Source organism: Planktothrix sp. FACHB-1365, from assembly GCF_014697575.1.
Lineage (GTDB): Bacteria > Cyanobacteriota > Cyanobacteriia > Cyanobacteriales > Microcoleaceae > Planktothrix.
Genome location: NZ_JACJSC010000001.1, coordinates 900613 through 922835, shown reverse-complemented (window position 1 = coordinate 922835; position 22223 = coordinate 900613). Strand labels below are relative to the sequence as shown.

The following is a 22223-nucleotide window of genomic DNA, read 5'->3' as shown; positions in this document are numbered from 1 at the left end:
CAACTATGAAATCAGAGTATAATTTCTCCCAAGCAGAACAAGGTAAGTTTTACCATCCTGATGCTAAGTTTCATTATCCTATTTATCTTGAACCTGATGTCGAGGAGTTTTTGACTAAAATTGCTGAACAGAAAAATATTGAGGTTCAAGTTTTAGTCAATCAATGCTTGAGAAATAAAATTAAATCGATTCAAGGTATTGAGTAGCTTAGAAACGAGGTTCTTTGCAGAAACTGGATTTCTGCTTTGGTTTCTAGTTTCTCGAATTAACTGGGGTTTTGAACTATTGAAAGAAAGGTTCAAGCAAAACTACCAGATAGTTTGTACATATCGAGTAAAATTATTCTCCCAAAGCATCCCAAAGCTCAGGCATCGGTTCATCAAAATCGGTGGAAATTTTGATTGGCATTCCCCGCAGGGGATAATTTTTTTTCGGTGCATCAGAAATCGAATAGGGAACTATCCGAGCAATTGGCAAACCCTTGCGGGTAATGACAATTTCAGACGGGTTAGCAGCAATTTCTTCAACAATTGCTGTTAGTGTGATATCGGTTTCATCTAGGTTTAGATATTTCATGCTATCACCTTCTAGTCAATGAATGGTTAAGAAATAACATTAAGTTAATTCAAAGTATTGAGTAGGTTAGAAACCTGATTTATTAGTCAACTCTAGGTGAGTCTGCCTTAATCATAACAGAAACCGGGTTTCTTGACCCATATAGCGATAAATGATGGAATCTGTTAGACTTATGTAGAGAAGAAAAAGGGAGTCAAAAAAATGACCACTATTCAATCAACGACAACTGCAATAACATCCCTTTATGACCAGGATTTTTATCTGTGGTTACAGACAACTATCAACGTATTAAAAGAGGGAAAATTTGCCGAAGTAGATTTAGAGAACTTACTAGAGGAACTGGAAAGTATGGGGAGAAGCGAGAAAAATGCTTTAAAAAGTAATTTGAAGGTACTTTTAATGCACTTACTCAAATATAAATATCAGTCAGAAAAACGAACAAATAGTTGGCGGTACACTATTATAGAACATCGTCAACGCCTCCGAGATACCTTCAAAACCAGCCCGAGTCTATATCGTTTTTTTGAAGATATTTTTAATGAATCTTATCAAGATGCCAGAGAACTAGCCGCAGGTGAAACAGGTTTATCTATTAATCTATTTCCCCCAGAGTCTCCCTTTACTGTAGAAGAAGTTCTTAATCCTAATTTTTTACCCCCTGATCATAATTCTTCCGAAAATATTGAATAGATTAGAAACCCTGTTTCTCCAAGAAAGCGGTTTTCTAGGCTTCAGTTTCTTGTTCCACAACATCAAAACTTTGATAAAAAACCTGCCAGTCTCCTGACTGTTGCAAGTGGGAAAATAACTGCATAACCCGTTCACCTTCCCACTTGGGTAACACATCTTGTTCTTGGGGAATTAACCAAGGTAAATTTAAAGGTTCCTTCAAAACTATCCCTAAAAATTCCTCCTGTCCCTTGTCTTGAAAAAGGAAAAATTGATTAGTTTGACCAGCCCAAGACTCCTTTTGAGGCAGCAAAATCGGCGGTTGTTCGATGATAGAATTAACTGCATAACCAAAGGATGGACAGTGCAACACTGTACCCGCTTCACTGCGATTAAACAACAGTAATTGATACTGGGGATATTCTAAATCAATCCGCATCCGAAGTTTCTCATTTACTGGAATTATTGGCGGAATTTCTGGTTCTGGAGTGGGTGGACGTTTCAAATAGGCTCCTCTCAAATCTCCGTCTAATACCTTTTGCTGATCTTCTTTCGTTAAAAATTGTATCCAATGAGCAGGAGATTGAGCTTTTTCCCGCAAAAGTTCCCAGCTATTCGCCTCAAGCCATCGCGGATATTTGTAATTCCATAGCCAATTATAAACTACTTTCCAATTCCCTTTTTCTCCTTGTTCTTTATTCAGTAAGCTATCAACATCAACTCCATCGGCTCTCATTTCTGCTGCATATAGTCCTTTAATAGCTGGTTTAATTGTTTCTTTTTTTGCTTTTATTGGTGTGTATTTTTTTTCCAATCTCCCTATCATTATATTGACAATATTTTGCACGGTCTGAGTAATGGACTTTGAATAAAAGTCTGGAGGGAGTTTAAAACCTTCTGGTCGCATCAAATTCTCAGCAATATCTGTGTGTTTATATAAAGTTGGGCGATTTTTATCAAACCGCAGGGGAAAAAATAATTCTTCTACATCATTAAACCCTGGCTGCTCTTTCAGTTGATCTGCGATTTCATTAAGAAACTTTTCTTCTTCAGGTGTCATGATAGATACCTCTGGTTATATAACGAGCTAGAAACCGGGTTTCTGAAACCAGATCATTATCTTACTCCTTAAGCTTTGGGCAAGAAACCCGGTTTCTGGAATCCCTGTTTTAAGATAACACATTCTTAGAAATAGACAACCCATAAAGCCTGCTAACTATTTCAACTATTTCAACTATTTCAACTATTTTAACTCTAAAAACTAGATGGAGTAAAAAACAACTATTTCATCATATTGACAACTATATCCACTTTTTTAATATGGGTAATTGAAAGTAAGTTACTGAATAACCACAGGACTTAAACATGAAAAAACAGTTCATTCTTTATGGTGCTACAGGCAACCTTGCTACCCTATATCTGATTCCTGGCTGTTACGAGCTTTGGCGACGAGGAGAAGATTTCAAAATCATCGCTATTAGTTTAGAAAACTGGTCAACGGAAGAGTTTTGCAACAACATTCTCCAGGCGATGAAAGAGTATAAATCAGCCCCGGAAGGTATCGATCAAGATTGGTACTTATTCACTCAAACCATTGTTTACATTCCTTTAGATTTGGAGGCTAACTATGAGTTACCCAATGTTGCGTAATGTCCTCGATCCAAATTGCCAAACGGCTGTTTACCTGGCTCTACAACCCCAGCATTATCCCCTGGCAATTCAGCAATTAAAGACTCAGGGTTTATTGCAACCTGATACCGAGATTTTTGCAGAAAAACCCCTAGCAATTAATGGAGTTGAGGGGGAAAACCTTTTGAGTTTTTTGGAAGAACTCAAAATCAAAAAGCTCAATCTTGTGGAGTCGTTCAACTTGAAAGAAACCATCAGCAACGTGATTGCTTTTCGAGCCAGTACGCCTTTTGAATCTCTGTTAAACGCAGATAATGTTAAAGAAATTCGCATCTATGCTCTGGAACAAATTACTGTCCCAAGTGAGCGAGTTTCCTTCCTAGATCGGGTTGGTTCTCAGTTAACCGATATGATTAGCCATCTGTTAGCGATGACAACACCTTTGCTGCTAAAATTACCCGAAAATTTGGATGTTTCCAATCTCCGAGAAGGCAAGGAAGAAGCTGCCCAAGCTTTGCAGGTCATTGATTCAGAAAAAACGATTTGGGGACAATATCTGGGTTATCCTACCCCCACAACTTCCACCTTTACAGCGTTTACCTTAGAGTGCAAAAATCCCCGTTGGGAAGGGGTGAAAATTAAAGTTGTCACCGGAAAAGGTTTACCGCAAAAATATTGTGGCATGGAAGTTATCTTTGATGAACAATCACAAATCAAAAGCTTGTTTGGTGACATCAAAGCACCTCGTTTAGTGTTTCGACACTATCCCAATGAAGGGATTACATTCCACTTTCATGTTAAGCGACCCGGAGCCGGAATGGAACTGGTGCCAGCTAAATTGGAATTCACCTATGAAAATACCTTTAAGCAAGTCAATCAACCTGCTTATTTACGGTTGCTTTCCGATATCTTAGCGGGGGATAAATCCAGTTTTGCCAGCCCAATTGAAGCCTTACAAGCTTTAAGAATTGCCGATACTTTACAAAAGGATTGTGTGCCGTCTTCCTTCGTAAAATACGACATTGGCACCTATCCAGAAGCCGCTAAAGATTGGTTGCCATTTGAGGTTGCATGGCTTTAAACGTAGTAAGCCCTTCAGGGCTTTGAGTCCTGAAGGACTCACTACAAAGGCCTTATTTTAGTTTGATGGTAAAATCTAAAATAAGGCATCAAATAATTCCTGATGAAGAACTTTAAATCTGGCACATACATCCAACAGAGTCATTACAAAACTTCTTAAAGAAGCCACCCAATCTAGCAAAATAGAAGGCACACAAACCAATATAGAAGAAGCCTTATTAGACCAAGAAGATGTACCAGTTGACAAACGATTTAGAAAATCTATCAATTCTACAAGAAATCACTCGAGGAAAAAGAAGTAAGCACTATATATTTTCTGAATATTTAGATTTGTTCAGAAAGCCTAATCATTAACCAGAATGTTCACGCCTATTTTGATGAAGTGATCCCTTGCACAATCTCAATCGGTTAACCCGACAATCACAGGACTTGTGAGAAACCCTGAAAATCTATAAATATTCCTCTTGTATCGGAATTTTTACTTTTTCTAAATCAGGGAGTTTAACAACTTCTTTCTCCTGTTCCTTCACATTAATCGGAACTCGCAACGGTTGACGTTGCTCTAGCCAACAACTGGCTAAGGGTAAGGTTTGATCCAAATCTTCCAACGGTCGCGGAATGACCATCACCGCGTTTAACTCGCCAATGCGTTCGGCTTCAAACATTCCCGCTTCAACAGCCATTGCCACATCGGACACCGGGCCGCGAATAATCGCCGTACACAACCCCGCCCCAATGCGTTCATAGGACATCAGACGCACATCTGCTGCTTTTAACATGGCATCTGCGGCCCCCACCATCGCCGGAAATCCGCGTGTTTCTAGTAAACCCACCGCTTGATTACTTAAACGATGACTTCCCCCCCCACTGGTGAGATTAGATAAGCGGGAACTAATGGGAAGCACAATTTCTAAATTGGGAAACGGTCGAGGAATGACTAAGGTAGAGATCAATTGACCAAATTGTTTCGCGGTTTGCGCTCCGGTTTCCACCGCTAACCGCACCTCAGAAATTTTTCCCCGGACAATGGCTGTACAATGTCCCCCCCCAATTTTCTCATATCCCACTAAATGAACTCCGGCAGACTTGAGCATCATATCAGCCGTTCCCACAATTGCCGGGAAACTCTGAGTGGAAACTAAACCCAAGGCCAGATCTCTAAACTCGTGCTGAACTTGCTGTCCAGAAGAACCGGAATTATGTTTGTTTATGTCCATTTTCAATCATTCCGATGGGTCGGGAAGAGGGGTGTTGACTGTTGAGTGTTGACGGTTAACCGACAACCAACATCCAACACCCTTCAATTCTGGGGATTATTAAAGGCTTTGCGATGGGGAAGCAAGGTATCCAATAACTGACTGAGGTGTTCCTTGCCATAAATAATCGGAGGGAGTGGCTGGGGTGACAGTTCCACCGATTCTGGGGACTGAGGAACCAGAGCGGATTCTTCCGATTTTTCCGGGGAAGGAGCGATCGCCGTTTCTGGTTCAGCAGGAACCGATAAAACATCTGAAGGTTGAGCCGGTTTTTCCTCCAAAGCAGAAATAATCTGGGGTTCTGAAGGAAAAGAATCTAACTCTAACAGAGGATCGGACAATTCACCAAAACCAGAAAGGATTGGCGGTGATGGGGTGAGCGGAGGTTCCGGTGGCACAGATACCTGTTCGGGTTCTAATTCACCAGAGCGATCGCCAATCACAGATCTCGCAGCAACGACTTGTTGAGGGGCAATAGAACTCTCAAAAATCGTTGTTTCTGAACCAATACAGGCGTTTTCCCCCAGGGTTCCCGCCCCCAGAATTAACACCCCCGACCCCAACACAACACCTGCCTCTATTTCTAGGATACCGTGATAAGCCTGAATAATCACTCCCCGACCCACACAAACTCCCGCAGCAATCCGAAGCTGACTATCGGTTGCCGCTTGTAAGATCACCCCGGGTGCAAGGGTGGCACTGGGATCGATGGTGACATCGCCACTCACATAAACATCAGGGTTTAGGAGTTGCGGTGGCGATATGTTCATTGTTGCTGGAACCTCTAGCGTTTCAACAGGAAACTGGATCTTAGGGACGTTGGATAATTTCCTCCAGTACCCGACGTTTGGCTTTTGAGTCAATCCCAATCAACCGCACATACTCGCCGCTATGTTCGTTTAAACAACCGTTTAAAGCGGTCATGACTTCAGAGATATTGTTGGATTGAATCGGAGAGCAACTCTTCCAAGATCCGGTGCGGAAGCGACGAGCATCAGCGTGTTCTGTGCCAATTTTGTAGCCTTTGGCTAACAGATCCCGCACTTGCTCGGTGACGTTGTTGCCGAGTTTGCCACTGGAAACCGGGGCTACACTGGCGCTACTGCTGGATGCAGGGGCTGAAGTTGAAGCGGTTTTAACCACTTTGCCATCGGGACGTTGAATAATTTCTTCGAGCACCCGGCGTTTGTTTTTGGGATCAATCCCAATCAAGCGCACATATTCCCCAGGATGCTCACTGATGATGGCATCTAATTTAGATAGGGCGTCTGCTACTCCTGAACCGGAAATGCTGGGGCCACTGCGCCAAGATCCGGTACGGAAGCGACGGGCATCGGCATATTCTGTGCCAATTTTGAAGCCTTTGGCTAACAGATCCCCAATTTGTGCTCCTAAATCAGAACTGCCACTACTGGCAGAACCGGACGGGGCTGAGGCGGAAACGCTGACTTTACCATTACTGGATTTGGCAGCAACGGGGCCATCGGGACGTTGAATAATTTCTTCGACCACTCGGCGTTTGGCTTTGGAATCAATGCCTAACAAACGGACATATTCTCCAGTGTGTTCTCTCAGGCAAGCTTCTAACGCAGCCACGACTTCCCCGGTACTCTTCGCATTGATGGGAGATCCACTCTTCCAAGATCCAGTACGGAAGCGACGAGCATCGGCGTGTTCTGTGCCAATTTTGTAGCCTTTGGCTAACAGATCCCCAATTTGCTGAACGATTTCCGAGGGTAAATTCCCACCGCCGACATTGGCATAGGAGCGATCGCGACCACTGCCATTCCCAGAGGATTCATTACGGATGGGGTTAATACAAGACGCGTTTTCAGAACACTGATAACCGGCTTTGAGAGATTGGTTCACACCAATGACATGAGTGGCGAAGCTGAGATCGGCATCCGTGACATTGGGTAAGCGATCGGCTTGTTGCTGATTGGTGATAATAGAACCGGAGGGAACGTATTTTCCAGGGGGAATTTCCACGTCTTCGATTAAAACGTGCATCATCACAATGCAACCATTCCCAACTCTGGAATTAAAGACCGTAGAGCGGAACCCGATAAAACAGTTATCTCCCACATAAGCAGGGCCATGAATTAAGGCCATGTGGGTAATTGAAGAATTCTTGCCAATCCACACGGAGTAATTTTGGCCATCATCGCCTTTGACGCGACCTTCTTCTAAGCCATGAATCACTACGCCGTCTTGGATATTGCTATTTTCCCCAATCGCAAAGGGTGAACCTTCATCAGCGCGAATGGAGGTGCCAGGGGCGACTAATACATGAGCCCCAATGCGAACGTCACCAATAATATTAGAGAAAGAATGTACATAAGCCGTTGGATCGATTTTCGGCTCTGCCAAGTTCTTCGACCAAGGGGTTGGAGGTGCCGCTAGGCCACGAACTGCCATAATCTTAATTGCTCCTAACCGAATAGTTGTTTGTTGTTCGTTTTCAGGGTTCGTTATCTCAGAAGCTAAAATGGGTGATTAAGAAGGAATGGAATTAAAACTTAAGAACTTCTAAAGTTTTTCAATTTCGGGTGCAAAATCTAAATTTTTTTCAAAATTTCAATTATCCTATAAGGAAACACCCTTTCAGCCTTGTTCTTTTTCAAGATTTTCGGCTTCTGGCTTCTCAATTGCCCAACTTTCTCTCCTGTTAATAATGATCTCTTTTGCTGTAAATCAAGCGATTTTCTACGCTGATAGTGTCAATAATGGCAACAATAGCCGCATCGCTGGGGCGTTTTTCATTCCCTTCGATTTGACGGGCTGCACTGCCTCGACTGACCAGTACCCACTCACTCACTCCGGCTCCGACTGCATCAATCGCCACCTCATATCCATTGGATATATCTTCTCCATTTTCATCGACAAATTTGATCAGGAGAAATTTGGAACCGCGTAAACTGGGTTCTTTTTGATTACCGACGACTGTGCCAATCACTTTGGCAATTTGCATAAGAGTTGGAGGATGAATAAAGGGAAATTTTCAGTAACAATAGGTCGGATACACCGACTGAAGGTTACGGTTTAAATCTTCTGGAAATTAAGGACGGTTGATGGGACGCCCAGCCATCATTTCGCGGAATTGTTCCACCGCTTCGGTGTAGCGGATGGGTAAAACGTATTCTAAATTTTCGTGAGGACGGGCAATAATATGGGTCGATAAAACTTCTCCACCCTTGACTCGTTTGACGGATTCAACTCCCGCCGCTACGGATGCTTGGACTTCGGAAACATCGCCCCGCACAATCACGGTAACACGGCCACTGCCAATTTTTTCGTAACCGACTAAGGTAACACGGGCGGCTTTTACCATTGAGTCGGAGGCTTCAACAATAGCAGGAAAGCCTAAAGTTTCGATCATGCCAACTGCAATCGCCATTAAATTTGACTCCTAAAATCAATCAAAACGGTTCAGGAATAACGCGGAATGCCGTCGTACAACAGCAAGATTCCGATAAAACTTAAAATTGACTTTTGGTGCTGCGCCAGCGCCACGGTTCAGGAATTGCTTTTAAGAACTTGTACGTTTGTCAATTCAAAGGGGTATTTTTGAGTCCTTAGCCTTAGTAAGACCGGAACTGCTCTACCGCATCGGTGTAGCGAATTGGTAACACATATTCTAGGTTCTCATGGGGACGGGCAATAATGTGGGTGGAAGTCACTTGACCACCATTGACTCGTTTAACGGATTCAATTCCAGCCGCTACGGATGCTTGAACTTCGGACACATCCCCCCGCACAATTACGGTGACTCGGCCACTGCCAATTTTCTCGTATCCGACTAAGGTAACACGAGCGGCTTTCACCATTGAGTCTGCGGCTTCAACGACAGCAGGGAAGCCCAGGGTTTCAATCATTCCAACAGCAATTGACATTGTTTAACTCCTAATTAATGAACAGACTAAACTACAATGTATTTTTAAGCAATAAGTGACTTCCCAACAGATTGAACCGTCGGATTTCGGCCTACACTCTAGGTTGTAGTTCGCCTCTAAGTCAAATTTTACGGCTTATTTATCCCTAGATTTGGCAATAGTTATATTTTCCTATTGCGACTCCCCATACCGTTAGGTGGGAAGGAAAGATAAGCCCTGCTCTCATGAGAGCTAGAAGGTTGCGGCAGGCCTTACCGTACCTTAATTTTTTGTCAAATACGGCTTTAGATTACCTACAATTTCAATTTGCAGAAATAGTAACGAACCTCCCTCTCTAAGAATAGGAGAATCGTGACACCCTTGACAATATTAATCTGCATTATATTTTCTCATTTTTAATATTATTTTTGTTGATATTGAATTTTGATTAAGTTTTGTTAAGTTTTTAAAAAAATAAAACTGTGCTAAAACGACTATAGCTCTATTTAATAGAGTTGTAAATTAATTTGACTCTATAAAAGGGTATAAAAATGGAGAGTTCAAGGCAGAGAACAAACCCAAAGGCGAAATCTTGATATAGTAAATTGATAATTCATAAAAATTTTCTAATTTAACTTAACATGACGGATTTTCTCCTCCAAACCAGTTGGTGGATACCTTTGTATGGCTTAATTGGGGCAATCTTGACCTTACCTTGGTCAACGGGACTGGTGCGACGTACTGGGCCAAGACCCGCCGCCTACTTTAATTTGTTAATGACGCTTTTGGCCTTTATCCATGGTTCGGTGATTTTCCGTGCCACTTGGGATGAACCCATTCAGCAAATCCTCATCCATTGGGTACATACGACTGATTTAGACTTGTCCTTTGCCCTAGAAATCTCTCCGGTGAGTGTGGGGTCAATGGAATTAGTCACCAGCCTGAGTTTAATTGCTCAATGTTACGCCCTGGGATACATGGAAAAAGACTGGGCACTGGCTCGGTTTTTTGGCCTGATGGGATTCTTTGAAGCAGCCATTAGTGGGTTAGCCTTGAGTGATTCTTTGTTACTCAGTTACATTCTCCTAGAGTTGTTAACACTTTCTACCTATCTCCTCGTGGGCTTTTGGTACGCTCAACCGTTGGTAGTGACTGCGGCTAGGGATGCGTTTTTGACAAAACGGGTGGGGGATGTGTTGCTGTTAATGGGGGTGGTTTATCTCTCAACCCTCGCGGGAAGCTTGAGCTTTTCTGATTTAGAAAACTGGGCAGAAACGGCAACCTTAATGCCCTTACCAGCAACTTTACTCGGTTTAGCCTTAATTGCGGGCCCCATTGGAAAATGCGCTCAATTTCCTTTAAACCTGTGGTTAGATGAAGCAATGGAGGGCCCTAACCCGGCTTCGATTTTGCGAAATTCAGTAGTGGTAGCGAGTGGAGCTTATGTATTAATTAAACTTCAACCGGTTTTAGCGTTATCTCCCATTGCCTCTACAACCTTAGTGGTTTTAGGAACGATCACAGCCATTGGTGCTTCCCTAGTTTCCATTGCCCAAATCGATATAAAACGGGCTTTATCTCATTCCACCAGTGCGTATTTAGGGTTAGTTTTTATTGCGGTGGGAGAAAGTCAAGTTGATATCGCTCTGTTATTATTATTCACCCATGCGATCGCTAAATCTTTAATTTTCATGAGTGCGGGTTCCATTATTCTGACCACGAATACCCAAGATTTAACGGAAATGGGCGGGTTATGGTCAAAAATGCCCGCCACGACAATGGCGTTTATTGTCGGTTCAGCCGGTTTAGTGGCGTTAATGCCCTTGGGAACCTTTTGGACAATGCGTCGTTGGGTGAATGGATTTTGGACAGTTCCCCTGTGGTTAATTTTAGTGTTGCTGTTGATAAATTGTTTAACGGCGTTGAATTTAACCCGGGTTTTCGGATTAGTTTTTGCTGGAAAACCTCAACCTAAAACCAGACGCGCACCGGAAGTTCCTTGGCCGATGGCTGTACCGATGGTGGCGATGATTATTGTCACGTTATTAGTGCCCCTGATGTTACAACAATGGCAATTATTACTAACTTGGAATAGTCCCTTAGTTGCAACATCTGCTTCTGGGTTTGCCGCCATTGTGTATCAATTAACGGTTCCTTTGTTAATTTTATCAGGATTAATTGGTGTAGCCATTGGAGGAGCAATTTATTTATATGGAATGGGTTCTAAACCCTTTAAATTGCCTTGGAAAGAATTGCAGAATTTACTGGCTTACGATTTCTATATTGATCGAATTTACAATGTTACCGTTGTCTTATTGGTCAGTCGTATTTCTGCCTTAAGTGCTTGGATTGATCGATATATTATTGATGGGATTGTGAATGCGTTTGGTTTAGCAACTCTATTTAGTGGAGAAGGCTTAAAATATAGTATTTCTGGACAATCCCAATTTTATCTGCTCACCATTGCTCTCGGTGTTGGAGCACTTGTGGGACTGATGTTGTGGCTATTTTAATCAGTTAGTTGTTAATAGTTAGCTAAAGACTGATAACTGATGACTGATGACTGATAACTGATAACTGATAACTGATAACTGATTTATGCTGAGTGTATTAATTTGGGTTCCTTTGTTCGGTGCGGCTTTAATTGCTTTTTGGCCGAAGATTTCGGGTAAAACGGCTCGTCAATTGTCATTGGTGATTGCTGGAGGACTATTTTTATGGTCGTTGGTTTTAGCAGGATTATTTGATCCAAGTAATCCTTCTTTACAATTTAAAGAATATATTCCTTGGCTTACACCCTTGGGATTAAATTATTACTTAGGAGTCGATGGTTTATCCTTACCTTTAGTGATTTTAAATGGTTTATTAATTACCATTGCCATTATCAGTACCAATGTAGGAATTAGTCGCCATCAATTGTATTATTCCTCAATTTTGTTGATTGCGGCTGGAATTGCGGGAACCTTTTTATCCCAAAATTTATTATTGTTTCTACTGTTTTATGAAGTGGAATTGATTCCCCTTTATCTCTTAATTGCGATTTGGGGAGGTAAAAATAAAGGGTATGCAGCCACTAAATTTTTACTTTATACGGCTGTTTCAGGATTTTTAATTCTAGCATCCTTCTTGGGAATTGTTTGGCTGACCCATACCCTTGATTTTGATTTAGATACCATTAGTGCAACTGCTTTAGGCGTTTCTTCTTTACCCTTAAATACACAACTAATTTTATTAGGCGGTCTTTTAATTGGGTTTGGAATTAAAATTCCTCTGGTTCCCTTTCATACCTGGCTACCCGATGCTCACGTCGAAGCTTCAACCCCCGTTTCCGTCCTATTAGCAGGGGTCTTATTAAAGTTAGGAACCTACGGATTATTACGCTTTGGTGTAGGTTTATTTCCTGATGCTTGGTTAGTGATTTCTCCCTGGATGGCAAGTTGGGCTGTTGTCACCGTTTTATATGGAGCCTTTTGTGCCATTTATCAGAAAGATATGAAGAAAATGGTAGCTTATAGTTCCATTGCTCACATGGGCTATATTTTATTAGGGTTTGCTGCCGCTAACTCCACCAGTTTGTTAGGTTCAGTCATGCAAATGGTGAGCCATGGTTTAATCTCTGGATTAATGTTTTTAACCGTTGGGGTCGTGTATCGAAAAGCCGGAAGTCGAGACTTAGATATTATTCAAGGGTTATTAAACCCAGAACGGGGTTTACCCTTAATTGGAACGATCATGATTTTAGCCGTAATGGCGAGTGCAGGGATACCCGGTTTAGTCGGATTTGTGGCAGAATTTATTATCTTTCGAGGGAGTATGGATGTGTTCCCGGTACAAACATTATTGTGCATGGTGGGAACCGGATTAACCTCCGTTTACTTCTTAATGATGATGAATAAAGCCTTCTTTGGTCGCCTCTCTGAATATGTAGTGAATTTACCTCCAGTACAATGGCGCGATCGCATTCCAGCTATGATTTTAGCACTCATTATTGTTGTGTTAGGAATTCAGCCTAATTTAATGGTCAGGTTAAGTGATGCGTCCACAACAGCGTTAGCCCATACCCAACCTTTATTTGCTCATCATCTCGCCGAAAAACTTTAACCGTTCTCATGTCACTCTGACTTTTTTTGTTAAATTGTCAGAGTGATTTCTCACACTTAGTCCAACATGATTGTAAAATAAAATCAACCTTAATTTTAATCAAAACTTTAAACAAAATGGTACTTATGACCCAATCTTCTGCGGCTTCTCAACACCCTCTATCTGAGTATATTTATCGCCTAGAGTCCGGTGAAGCTTTATTACCGGATTATCCTGAAAATGTGGTGGAAGTAGTTGGCATTTTAAAAAGTTATGGCATTGTTTTGGATGCCTATTCCAAAAATTTAATTTATATTGCCAATGAGCAGTTTTTAGAATTATTTCCGTTTTTTAAATATTTTAATGGCGAGGTAAAAACTCAAAAATTATTGCAATATTGGTGGCATGATCGGATTAACTTTGAATATGCTGAATATTGTATGAAAACGATGTTTTGGCATGGAGGCGGTGGCTTAGATCAATATTTAGATTCTCCTGAATTTCGACCGTTAGCTGAAACGGCTATTCAAGCTAAAACCAAGGGGAATTTGATGATTCAGACCTTACATCGTTTGTTTCCTGAATTCCTCCCCGAACAAATTCGACAACTCGCCTATTACAGTGGATTAGGTCAATTCTGGCGAGTCATGAGTGATATGTTTATTTCCCTTTCTGATCGCTATGATCACGGAGAAATTAAATCAATTCCTGACGTTGTTAATCATATTTTATCAGGATTAGTTGAATCAGCGAATCAACCCATTACTTATAGCGTCAAAATTAACAATAAAGTCTATGATATTCTCCCCAAATCTGCCAAATTAACCTTTTTAATGGATACGGCTGTTCCCTATGTTGAAGCAGTGTTTTTCCGAGGAACTCCATTTCCGGGAACCGTTTCTTATAATGCTCAAGCCCATCAAATTCCCCCGGAACAAAAACAGTTTGCTTATGGTGCATTATACGCCGATCCTTTACCTATTGGGGGTTCAGGAATTCCCCCCACTCAATTAATGCAAGATATGCGTCATTTTTTACCTGACTATTTACACAATATTTATCAAAATAGTTGTCGCGGCGAAGACGATTTACGGGTACAAATTTGCCAAAGTTTTCAAAAGTCCATGTATTGTGTAACAACTGCCGCCATTATTGGATTAGCACCCTATCCCATTAGTACCTCTGATCCTGAGCAAAAACAAGCAAATCGGATTTATTTTGAAAATTGGATGGATCGATTTTTAAACTCTCGTTTAGGGGAAGTTAATAAACCCACATCTAGGGAATGTAAGCTATTTCCAGAACGTTAATACTAGAAACCCGGTTTCTTAAAGAAACCGGGTTTCTGCGAAAATTTTTGCTTCCCAACAGAGATTTGTGAAGAAACCCGGTTTCTGACCTCCAGGGCTATCTATCTAATGAGTTAAAACCAGAGTAAGGATTGTCAAATGTCAGCAACACCGGAAAGCTTACAAAAATTTATTGATTTCTGTAAAGAACATATCACAGGACAAGAAAGAAAAGAAGCACAAACTTTTTTAGATCGTTTTTTTAAAGCATTCGGTTATGAAGGTGCTTTAGAAGCGGGAGCAAAATATGAGGAAGCGATCAAAAAAGGGAGCCAAAAAGGTAAAACGGGTTTTGCTGATTTAATTTGGAAACCTAAAGTTTTAATTGAGATGAAACAACGGGGTGAGGATCTCAATAAACATTATGCCCAAGCTTTTGCTTATTGGCAACGTTTAGTACCTAATCGCCCTCGTTATGTGATTCTTTGTAATTTTGATGAATTTTGGATTTTTGATTTTGATAATCAATTAGATGAACCTGTTGATAAAGTCGCTGTTATTAACTTAGTAGAAAGAGCGAGTGCTTTTGCTTTTATGGAGTTAGGAAATCGGACTCCTGTTTTTAGAAATAATCAAGTAGAAATTACTGAAATTGCAGCCCGAAGAATGGGGGAATTATTTACAATTTTACACCAAAGATTGTCAAAACAAACCCATTCTGAATTAATCGTTCAACGTTTTATTTTACAATGTGTGTTAGCCATGTTTGCCGAAGATCGGGGATTATTACCTCAAGATTTATTTATTGCTTGTGTACAAGATTGTCTGCAAAATAAACTAAGCTCTTATGATATCATTGGGGGATTATTTAGAGAAATGAATCAAACCGGAATTACTCCGGCTGGGCGTTATAAAGGTGTAGATTATTTTAATGGGGGACTATTTTCTACAATTTATCCAATTGATTTAACTGAGAAAGAATTAGAATTTTTAGATGTGGCTGCGAGACAGGATTGGAGTCAGGTTAGACCCTCAATTTTTGGCAATATTTTTGAAGGTTCAGTTAATAAAAAAGACCGCCATTCCTACGGAATTCATTATACTTCAGAAAGTGATATAATGAACATTGTTCGCCCTACTATTAGTCAGTATTGGGAGGAGCGTATTGAGGAAGCAAATACTCTCAAGAAATTGTATCAATTACAGGTAGAATTACTCAATTATAAAGTCTTAGATCCAGCTTGCGGGAGTGGGAATTTTCTTTATATTGCTTATCAGGAATTAAAACGCATTGAGCAGCTTTTAATTCATAAAATTATGAGTAAAAAAACTACCAATATTGATCAATTACACATCAGTTTTGTGACTCCCAATCAGTTTTATGGAATGGATCTTAATCCTTTTGCGGTGGAGTTAGCTAGAGTTACTTTAATGATAGGGCGTAAGGTGGCAATTGATAAGTTTAATTTAACTGAATCTGCTTTACCTTTAGATACTTTGGATAATAATATTGTCTGTAAAGATGCCCTTTTTAGTGATTGGGTGAAGGCTGATGCTATTATTGGCAATCCTCCCTTTTTAGGGGGAAATAAAGTCAGATTAGAATTAGGAGATGAATACATAGAAAAAGTTTTTGATAAATTTTCAAATGTTAAAGATAAAGTAGATTTTTGTATTTATTGGTTTAGGTTAGCACATGATAACATGAATCAAAAAGGTAGGGCTGGATTAGTGGGTACTAATTCTATTAGTCAGGGACTAGGAAGAAAAGCATCCTTAGATTATATTACTCAAAATAAGGGTTATATTCACGAAGCAATTTCAACACAAGTTTGGTCAGGTGAAGCAGCCGTTCATGTTAGTATTGTTAATTGGTGTTATGAAAATCCCAAAGAATATTATTTAGATCATCAATTAGTTAAACAAATTAATTCATCTTTGACAACTACCGTAGATGTTTCACAAGTTTGTATAATTAAAGCTAATTCTAATTATGCTTTTAAAGGTGTTCAACCAACCGGACAAGGGTTTTTGATAACAGAAGAAGACGTTAAAAGATATATCAACATTAATGATAATAATAACACGGTATTAAAGCAATTTTTAGATGCTAAAGATTTAGCTAGAAATCCTCATGGAAAACCGGATAGGTGGATTATTGATTTTAATGATATGAGTTTAGAAGATGCTAGGGATTATCAATTGCCTTTTGAACATATAAAAGCTACTGTTAAGCCAGAAAGAGATAAAAATAGGCGAGAAATTACCAAGTTAAACTGGTGGAGATTTGGGGAAAAACGTCCGGCGATGAGGGAAGCCATTAAAAATTTATCTTTTTATTTTGCTATTCCTCGACATTCTAAATGGTCTATTTTTATTCCGGTTCAAAAAGAATGGCTACCCGGTGATTCTACTGTAATTGTAGCATCAGATGATTTTTACATCTTAGGAATATTAACCTCAAATATTCATCGTTTATGGGTAAAAGCACAAAGTTCAACTTTAGAAGATAGAATACGCTACACTCATAAAACCTGTTTTGAAACCTTTCCCTTTCCACAAACACCGACTAAAAAGGTAGTCGAAAAAATCAGACAAACCATGATTAAACTCCATGAATATCGGACAGAGCAGATGGAGAAAAAACAATGGGGAATCACCCAATTATACAACGAATATTTTACTGAGCCTAGCAGTCAACTGTATAAACTCCATCAACAATTAGATAAATTAGCAATGGAGGCTTATGAATTTAATCTTGATGATGATCTTTTAGAGAAATTATTAAAACTCAACCTGGAGTTAGCAGAAAAAGAGGAAAGAGGGGAAAAAATAGTCGGTTGTTGGGATATTTATCAATAATTTTTTACAGGAAAAACTTAGTTTCTGCGATGATTTTTTAAGAAACCCGGTTTCTGAACCCCACGCGATTACATCTAGTTGTTATAATAGATAAACCTGAGCATTAAAATCGCAAATGTATGACAGCCAAAATACACATCAGCAACTTGGGTAATTCTTTAGCTTTACCAATACCGGACTATATTGTAAAATTTTTCAATCTGAAAGCAGATGACTCAGTAATTTGCAGTATAGAAAATGGGAAAATGGTCATAGAGCCTGTAAATAATACAATTCTTATTTGAAAATATGACTGTTGAAGAGTAGTTAATCATCTTAATCAAACTGATTTCATGTTATCATAAAATCACTTGAAAGCAGAAGGAAATGACCATGCAAACCCAAGAAAAACCAGCTATCGAAAAGCTACCACAAACAGAGAAACGCTATTACACACCGGAGGAATATCTAGCATTAGAAGAAACTGCGATCGACAAAAGTGAATATCATGATGGGAAGATAGTAACAATGACAGGTGGAACAACCAACCATAACAGCATCATTATTAACTTGATTGCTAACTTAAAATTTGGCTTACGAGGCAAAGATTACAGATTATTTACTAGCGACGTGCGCCTGTGGATACCCCTAACTCGCCGTTATGTCTATCCCGATATCATGGTGATTCAAGGAGAACCCATCTATCCAGAAAATAACTCAACAGTTGTGACAAATCCTCTAATGATTATTGAGGTTTTGTCTAATTCAACGAAAGACTATGACCGAGGAGGAAAATTTCTCGCCTATCGCTCAATTCCTGAATTTAAAGAATATATTTTAATTGATCAATATAGCTATCATATTGAACAATTTGCTAAAATTTATAACGGAAAATGGGTATTAACAGAATATGATTTAGAAGACTCTATCTTAACCCTAGAATCCGTAGAATTTCAAATACCCCTAAGAGATATTTACGAAGGAATTAATTTTGAAGTGAAAGAGGAAGAAGGGAACAGAGTAATAACTGAATTTCAAGAATAATATCGAGTCCAGTTAATCGGGGGTCTGAGAAACTGCGTTTCTGCGATAATTGTGGTATCTTTAGTTAGATTTCGGTAAGAAAACCTATTCTGAGTCCCCAAGCGATCGCATGATCAACGAGAAAAGTATTATATTATCTAATATGCTGTATAAACTGCATTACACACACCCAACCCATCATTTAATTGCTTAACTTTATTCACCTAAATATGAAATCTTCTCGACTACAAAAATTGATCGGCTATTTGCGTCCCCATTGGAAAAAAGCAACCTTAGGAATTGTGGCGTTATTCCTAGTTAATGCTGTGGGGGTTTATATTCCAATTTTAATTCGGAATGTAGTTGATGAACTGCAAGTTGCAATTGAGTTTGACACCGTACAGCGTCAAGTATTATTTATTTTTATTTTAGCTTCGATGATGTGGGTCATTCGGATGATTTCCCGCATTGTTATTTTTGGGGTAGGTCGTCAAGTCGAATTTGATTTAAAACAAAAGATTTTTAATCATTTATTAACTTTAGAACCTTCCTATTTTTCCGAAAGTACCGTTGGAGATTTAATTAATCGTTCTACCAGTGATGTTGATAGTATTCGCCGTTTATTAGGGTTTGCCGTTCTCAGTCTTACCAATACAATATTTGCTTATGGGTTAACGCTTCCGGTCATGTTAGCCATTAACCTGCGATTAACTTTATTATCGCTTTCAGTTTATCCGTTAATGTTAATTTTAGTACAGGTTTTTAGTGGAAAGCTTCGAGATCAACAAATGACGGTTCAGGAAAAACTATCAAATATTAGTGATTTAATTCAGGAGGATATGAGTGGCATTTCTTTAATTAAAATTTATGCTCAGGAAGAGAATGAACGCAAAGCGTTTGCAGGCTATAATCATGAATTATTTGAAGCAAATTTAGAGTTAGCTAAAACCCGCAGTCTTTTATTTCCAATTTTAAGTGGAATTGCGAGTTTAAGCTTTCTAATTTTATTAGGAGTTGGAGATGAAGCGATCACCAATGGAGAACTCAGTATCGGGAATTTTGTTGCCTTAATCTTATATGTTGAACGCTTGGTTTTTCCGACCGCCTTATTAGGATTTACAATTACAACCTATCAGCGCGGAGAAGTCAGTATTGATCGAATTGAAGCCATTTTAAGTGTTGAACCTCGGATTAAAGATCCTTTAGAACCTTTACCCTTACCCACTCCCGTTAAAGGCTGGTTAAGTGCTTCTCATCTAACCTATAGTTATCCTAGAAGCAAAATTCCGGCTTTAAATGATGTTAATTTTATAATTAAACCGGGAGAAACCGTTGCAATTGTTGGCCCTATTGGTTCTGGGAAAACAACCTTAGCGAATGCCATTCCTCGGTTATTAGATATTAAGATGGATCAGTTATTTGTGGATGGTCAAGATATTACTCAATTAACATTATCTGATTTAAGATGTGCGATCGCCTATGTTCCTCAAGAAAGCTTTTTATTTAGTACCAGTATTAGCAATAATATTGCCTATGGCAACCCTCTCGCTGAACAATCAGAAATTGAAAAAGTTGCTAAAATGGCTAAAATTCATGAAGAAATTTTGAATTTTCCCAAACAATATGAAACTCTAGTGGGAGAACGAGGAATTCAATTATCCGGCGGACAACGACAACGAACGGCGTTAGCAAGAGCATTATTAGTGGATGCACCCCTTTTAATTTTAGATGATGCCCTTTCCAGTGTGGATAATCAAACCGCAACAGAAATTTTACAGAATTTAAAAATCGGAGTCCAGCGCAAAACTGTTGTGTTTATTTCCCATCAAATGTCGGCGGCGGCAACGGCGGATCGCATTTTCGTCATGGATCAAGGACAAATTATTCAAACGGGAACCCATGCTGAATTAGTTGCCTTAAAAGGATTATATCAGACCCTTTGGAATCAACATAAATTAGAGGAATTATTAGTTTAATGTAAGTTGGATGAAGTGCAGTCCCAAAGGGATTGATATTTTAACCCAAATTTAAACGGATTATAAACTCAATAATTTACAATCATCACCAATCAACAGAATTCGAGAATTGATCGGATTGCTGTAATAAGTTTTATGAACACTAAGGGCAAAATATATAGCCTACACTTTGCCTTTAGTGTATAGATTTCATGCTGATTAATTACTAAGGTGATTGGATGCGTTTATTAATAGTACAGTATGGTGGGGATTACCGCGAAGCTGTTAAACGCTTTGCTGCGGGTGGAGAAGAGACTTACTATGGTCAAAAATATTCGGTTGATGCGGTCGCTAACGTTGGGAAAAAAGCGGATGAAGTTGCAACGTTATGTTGTCTGACCGAACATCCGTATAACGAGAGACTTGAGAATGGAGTTCGCGCTATTGGTACAGGGTTTACCCAGAAAATTCAAGCTCAGAAGTTAGTCGGGTTAGCAAAACAGTTTCAACCCACTCATTTAATTCTCAGAACACCGAATACAGCAATTATTCGTTGGGCTATTCAGAGCCAGTTAAAAATACTGCTGATGTTAGCAGATTCTTTCAATTCAAAACGCTTACGCGACAAAATTCGCTACTACCAATTGGCAAAATTGCTGAATAGTTCCCAAATTGATTGGATAGGCAATCATGGAGTTACTGCGGGTCTATCCCTTGCTAATATTGGAGTTAATCCCAACAAAATTATCCCTTGGGATTGGCCTTATGAAATGACTCCTCACGCTTTTACGACTAAAAATTTACAATTGCATCAAGAGACTTATGAAATTTTCTATGTCGGTTTAGTCATAGAATCTAAAGGAATTGGTGATGTCATCAAAGCCGTAGCGCAACTCAAAACCCAGGGATTATCCGTTCGCTTAAAAATAGCAGGGAAAGGCGATATAGAACGTTTTAAGAACCAAGCTAGGGATCTAAAGATTGAAAATTCTGTAGAATTTTTGGGATTAGTACCCAATAAAATGATCGTTCCTTTAATGAGAGAGGCTGATCTGGTAGTTGTTCCCAGTAGACATGAATATGCCGAAGGATTTCCTAAGAGTATTAATGAGGCTCTCTACTCTCGAACTCCAATTGTTGCTTCAGATCATCCCATGTTTTTGAAAAAGTTAAAAAACCGAGACAATGCCTTGATTTTTAAAGCCAATGATCCAGTTTCTTTAGCAGAGTGTGTTAAAGAATTATTGTCCGATCCGGCACTCTATCACAGTCTTTCTTCAAGTTCTTATGAAACGTTGAAAAGTCTACAAATTCCCGTAAAATGGGCACAATTAATGAATAACTGGCTATTGGATTCCCCTGAACATAAACAATGGTTATTTGAACATAGACTGTCCTCTGGTCAATATCGAGAGTGTCCAAACCTGGACAACTCAGGACTTTATACAACTGGCATCATACCCAAGTTGATTCAACGAACTCTCAGTTTATAGATAAGTTTTGACTTTTTTTTGTATCAATAATATATTGAGTTTTTGATCCGGGGCACCAAGCGGGTAAATTAGCATCTTGCTGACAAGTCGAAAGCGGCAAGGGTTCAACACGTTGAATCCTTGTCACTTTCATCTGGCTACTATCTGTATTAACCTCTAAACAAGCACAGGTATAGCCATAATTTCCATTGGTTTTAACATATTCTGGCCCATCGAGATCAGGAATATTTTCCATTCCGCTTGCTTGATATCCGCCTTGAACGGAAAGAGTCCAAGTCCCATCTGTATCTTTTAAATACGAATTAGCAGGAGTAGGATTTGCTAACCATCCACACCGGGTTTCTTGGGCGTTAGCGGGTAGAGTCAGGGTAAAAAGGTAGGAAATTATAGCAGGTATCAAAAAGTTGATTTTCATGCTTTTATAAGAGATCACCGGGAACAGGGAACAGTAGGGAAGCCA

Annotated in this window: 21 protein-coding genes; 12 read left to right on the top strand and 9 right to left on the bottom strand. The window is 39.6% G+C overall.

Annotation, left to right across the window (positions count from 1 at the left end):
- Positions 1-5 precede the first annotated feature (5 nt).
- Positions 6-206, top strand: coding sequence for a hypothetical protein (locus tag H6G57_RS03910; protein WP_190516129.1), 201 nt, complete (start codon positions 6-8; stop codon positions 204-206).
- 133 nt (positions 207-339) lie between these two features.
- Here H6G57_RS03910 and H6G57_RS03905 read toward each other — a convergent pair whose 3' ends face one another.
- Positions 340-576 (bottom strand): type II toxin-antitoxin system Phd/YefM family antitoxin, encoded by a 237-nt coding sequence (locus tag H6G57_RS03905; protein WP_190516128.1) that lies wholly within the window; start codon positions 574-576, stop codon positions 340-342.
- A gap of 201 nt (positions 577-777) precedes the next feature.
- On the opposite strand from H6G57_RS03905, the gene H6G57_RS03900 reads away from it, so the two are divergent.
- On the top strand, positions 778-1266 hold the full coding sequence (locus H6G57_RS03900) for a DUF29 domain-containing protein (protein WP_190516126.1): 489 nt from the start codon (positions 778-780) through the stop codon (positions 1264-1266).
- 34 nt (positions 1267-1300) lie between these two features.
- Here H6G57_RS03900 and H6G57_RS03895 read toward each other — a convergent pair whose 3' ends face one another.
- Positions 1301-2305 (bottom strand): hypothetical protein, encoded by a 1005-nt coding sequence (locus tag H6G57_RS03895; RefSeq protein ID WP_190516125.1) that lies wholly within the window; start codon positions 2303-2305, stop codon positions 1301-1303.
- A gap of 305 nt (positions 2306-2610) precedes the next feature.
- Between H6G57_RS03895 and H6G57_RS03890 the strand changes: the two genes are divergently transcribed.
- The 3 genes from H6G57_RS03890 to H6G57_RS29710 all read left to right on the top strand — a co-directional run bounded on the left by H6G57_RS03890 (position 2611) and on the right by H6G57_RS29710 (position 4256).
- Positions 2611-2895 (top strand): hypothetical protein, encoded by a 285-nt coding sequence (locus H6G57_RS03890; RefSeq protein ID WP_190516123.1) that lies wholly within the window; start codon positions 2611-2613, stop codon positions 2893-2895.
- Positions 2873-3955 carry a hypothetical protein gene (locus tag H6G57_RS03885; RefSeq protein WP_190516121.1) on the top strand — a complete coding sequence of 361 codons (1083 nt, stop codon included), beginning with the start codon at positions 2873-2875 and terminating at the stop codon, positions 3953-3955. The genes H6G57_RS03890 and H6G57_RS03885 overlap by 23 nt, the downstream gene beginning before the upstream one ends.
- A 118-nt stretch (positions 3956-4073) precedes the next feature.
- A complete protein-coding gene (locus tag H6G57_RS29710) occupies positions 4074-4256 on the top strand; it encodes a Fic/DOC family N-terminal domain-containing protein (protein WP_199313977.1) in 183 nt (60 codons plus the stop codon).
- Positions 4257-4403: 147 nt separating this feature from the next.
- On the opposite strand, the gene H6G57_RS03875 is transcribed toward H6G57_RS29710, so the two are convergent.
- The 6 genes from H6G57_RS03875 to H6G57_RS03850 form a co-directional block, all read right to left on the bottom strand.
- Positions 4404-5171 carry a carbon dioxide-concentrating mechanism protein gene (locus H6G57_RS03875; protein WP_190516120.1) on the bottom strand — a complete coding sequence of 256 codons (768 nt, stop codon included), beginning with the start codon at positions 5169-5171 and terminating at the stop codon, positions 4404-4406.
- An 83-nt stretch (positions 5172-5254) separates the two neighbouring features.
- On the bottom strand, positions 5255-5980 hold the full coding sequence (locus H6G57_RS03870; RefSeq protein ID WP_190516118.1) for a carbon dioxide concentrating mechanism protein: 726 nt from the start codon (positions 5978-5980) through the stop codon (positions 5255-5257).
- Between the two features lie 40 nt (positions 5981-6020).
- The gene (locus H6G57_RS03865; protein ID WP_190516117.1) at positions 6021-7628 is read right to left on the bottom strand and encodes a ribulose bisphosphate carboxylase small subunit; all 1608 of its coding nucleotides are present in this window, start codon (positions 7626-7628) and stop codon (positions 6021-6023) included.
- 250 nt (positions 7629-7878) lie between these two features.
- The gene (locus H6G57_RS03860; RefSeq protein ID WP_190516115.1) at positions 7879-8181 is read right to left on the bottom strand and encodes a EutN/CcmL family microcompartment protein; all 303 of its coding nucleotides are present in this window, start codon (positions 8179-8181) and stop codon (positions 7879-7881) included.
- Positions 8182-8268: 87 nt separating this feature from the next.
- Positions 8269-8607: a carbon dioxide-concentrating mechanism protein CcmK gene (locus H6G57_RS03855; protein WP_072716902.1), complete on the bottom strand. Its 339-nt coding sequence runs from the start codon at positions 8605-8607 to the stop codon at positions 8269-8271.
- 184 nt (positions 8608-8791) lie between these two features.
- Positions 8792-9103 carry a carbon dioxide-concentrating mechanism protein CcmK gene (locus H6G57_RS03850; RefSeq protein ID WP_072716901.1) on the bottom strand — a complete coding sequence of 104 codons (312 nt, stop codon included), beginning with the start codon at positions 9101-9103 and terminating at the stop codon, positions 8792-8794.
- Between the two features lie 620 nt (positions 9104-9723).
- On the opposite strand from H6G57_RS03850, the gene H6G57_RS03845 reads away from it, so the two are divergent.
- From H6G57_RS03845 to H6G57_RS03815, 7 genes are all read left to right on the top strand, one after another.
- Complete coding sequence (locus H6G57_RS03845) at positions 9724-11595, top strand: NAD(P)H-quinone oxidoreductase subunit F (RefSeq protein ID WP_190516113.1); 1872 nt, start codon at positions 9724-9726, stop codon at positions 11593-11595.
- Between the two features lie 85 nt (positions 11596-11680).
- A complete protein-coding gene (locus H6G57_RS03840; RefSeq protein ID WP_190516111.1) occupies positions 11681-13183 on the top strand; it encodes an NADH-quinone oxidoreductase subunit M in 1503 nt (500 codons plus the stop codon).
- A 125-nt stretch (positions 13184-13308) separates the two neighbouring features.
- Positions 13309-14472, top strand: coding sequence for a CO2 hydration protein (locus H6G57_RS03835; protein WP_190516109.1), 1164 nt, complete (start codon positions 13309-13311; stop codon positions 14470-14472).
- A gap of 138 nt (positions 14473-14610) precedes the next feature.
- Positions 14611-17313 (top strand): DNA methyltransferase, encoded by a 2703-nt coding sequence (locus H6G57_RS03830; protein WP_190516107.1) that lies wholly within the window; start codon positions 14611-14613, stop codon positions 17311-17313.
- A 372-nt stretch (positions 17314-17685) separates the two neighbouring features.
- Positions 17686-18336, top strand: coding sequence for a Uma2 family endonuclease (locus tag H6G57_RS03825; protein ID WP_190516319.1), 651 nt, complete (start codon positions 17686-17688; stop codon positions 18334-18336).
- Positions 18337-18545: 209 nt separating this feature from the next.
- Entirely contained in the window at positions 18546-20291 is a 1746-nt protein-coding gene (locus H6G57_RS03820; RefSeq protein WP_190516105.1) for an ABC transporter ATP-binding protein, read from the top strand.
- Positions 20292-20509: 218 nt separating this feature from the next.
- On the top strand, positions 20510-21763 hold the full coding sequence (locus H6G57_RS03815; RefSeq protein WP_190516104.1) for a glycosyltransferase: 1254 nt from the start codon (positions 20510-20512) through the stop codon (positions 21761-21763).
- Here the strand turns inward: H6G57_RS03815 and H6G57_RS03810 are convergent.
- Positions 21753-22178 (bottom strand): DUF4087 domain-containing protein, encoded by a 426-nt coding sequence (locus H6G57_RS03810; RefSeq protein ID WP_190516102.1) that lies wholly within the window; start codon positions 22176-22178, stop codon positions 21753-21755. The genes H6G57_RS03815 and H6G57_RS03810 overlap by 11 nt on opposite strands.
- Between the last annotated feature and the right edge of the window lie 45 nt (positions 22179-22223).

What these genes read in the sequence shown, in the direction of transcription:
- H6G57_RS03815 (WP_190516104.1), top strand. Translation starts at nt 20,510, where the DNA reads ATGCGTTTATTAATAGTACAGTATGGTGGGGATTACCGCGAAGCTGTT.
- H6G57_RS03840 (WP_190516111.1), top strand. Translation starts at nt 11,681, where the DNA reads ATGCTGAGTGTATTAATTTGGGTTCCTTTGTTCGGTGCGGCTTTAATT.
- H6G57_RS03905 (WP_190516128.1), bottom strand. Translation starts at nt 576, where the DNA reads ATGAAATATCTAAACCTAGATGAAACCGATATCACACTAACAGCAATT.
- H6G57_RS03850 (WP_072716901.1), bottom strand. Translation starts at nt 9,103, where the DNA reads ATGTCAATTGCTGTTGGAATGATTGAAACCCTGGGCTTCCCTGCTGTC.
- H6G57_RS03855 (WP_072716902.1), bottom strand. Translation starts at nt 8,607, where the DNA reads ATGGCGATTGCAGTTGGCATGATCGAAACTTTAGGCTTTCCTGCTATT.
- H6G57_RS03895 (WP_190516125.1), bottom strand. Translation starts at nt 2,305, where the DNA reads ATGACACCTGAAGAAGAAAAGTTTCTTAATGAAATCGCAGATCAACTG.
- H6G57_RS03890 (WP_190516123.1), top strand. Translation starts at nt 2,611, where the DNA reads ATGAAAAAACAGTTCATTCTTTATGGTGCTACAGGCAACCTTGCTACC.
- H6G57_RS03910 (WP_190516129.1), top strand. Translation starts at nt 6, where the DNA reads ATGAAATCAGAGTATAATTTCTCCCAAGCAGAACAAGGTAAGTTTTAC.
- H6G57_RS03820 (WP_190516105.1), top strand. Translation starts at nt 18,546, where the DNA reads ATGAAATCTTCTCGACTACAAAAATTGATCGGCTATTTGCGTCCCCAT.
- H6G57_RS03865 (WP_190516117.1), bottom strand. Translation starts at nt 7,628, where the DNA reads ATGGCAGTTCGTGGCCTAGCGGCACCTCCAACCCCTTGGTCGAAGAAC.
- H6G57_RS03825 (WP_190516319.1), top strand. Translation starts at nt 17,686, where the DNA reads ATGCAAACCCAAGAAAAACCAGCTATCGAAAAGCTACCACAAACAGAG.
- H6G57_RS03845 (WP_190516113.1), top strand. Translation starts at nt 9,724, where the DNA reads ATGACGGATTTTCTCCTCCAAACCAGTTGGTGGATACCTTTGTATGGC.
- H6G57_RS03885 (WP_190516121.1), top strand. Translation starts at nt 2,873, where the DNA reads ATGAGTTACCCAATGTTGCGTAATGTCCTCGATCCAAATTGCCAAACG.
- H6G57_RS03900 (WP_190516126.1), top strand. Translation starts at nt 778, where the DNA reads ATGACCACTATTCAATCAACGACAACTGCAATAACATCCCTTTATGAC.
- H6G57_RS03870 (WP_190516118.1), bottom strand. Translation starts at nt 5,980, where the DNA reads ATGAACATATCGCCACCGCAACTCCTAAACCCTGATGTTTATGTGAGT.
- H6G57_RS03810 (WP_190516102.1), bottom strand. Translation starts at nt 22,178, where the DNA reads ATGAAAATCAACTTTTTGATACCTGCTATAATTTCCTACCTTTTTACC.
- H6G57_RS03835 (WP_190516109.1), top strand. Translation starts at nt 13,309, where the DNA reads ATGACCCAATCTTCTGCGGCTTCTCAACACCCTCTATCTGAGTATATT.
- H6G57_RS03875 (WP_190516120.1), bottom strand. Translation starts at nt 5,171, where the DNA reads ATGGACATAAACAAACATAATTCCGGTTCTTCTGGACAGCAAGTTCAG.
- H6G57_RS03860 (WP_190516115.1), bottom strand. Translation starts at nt 8,181, where the DNA reads ATGCAAATTGCCAAAGTGATTGGCACAGTCGTCGGTAATCAAAAAGAA.
- H6G57_RS03830 (WP_190516107.1), top strand. Translation starts at nt 14,611, where the DNA reads ATGTCAGCAACACCGGAAAGCTTACAAAAATTTATTGATTTCTGTAAA.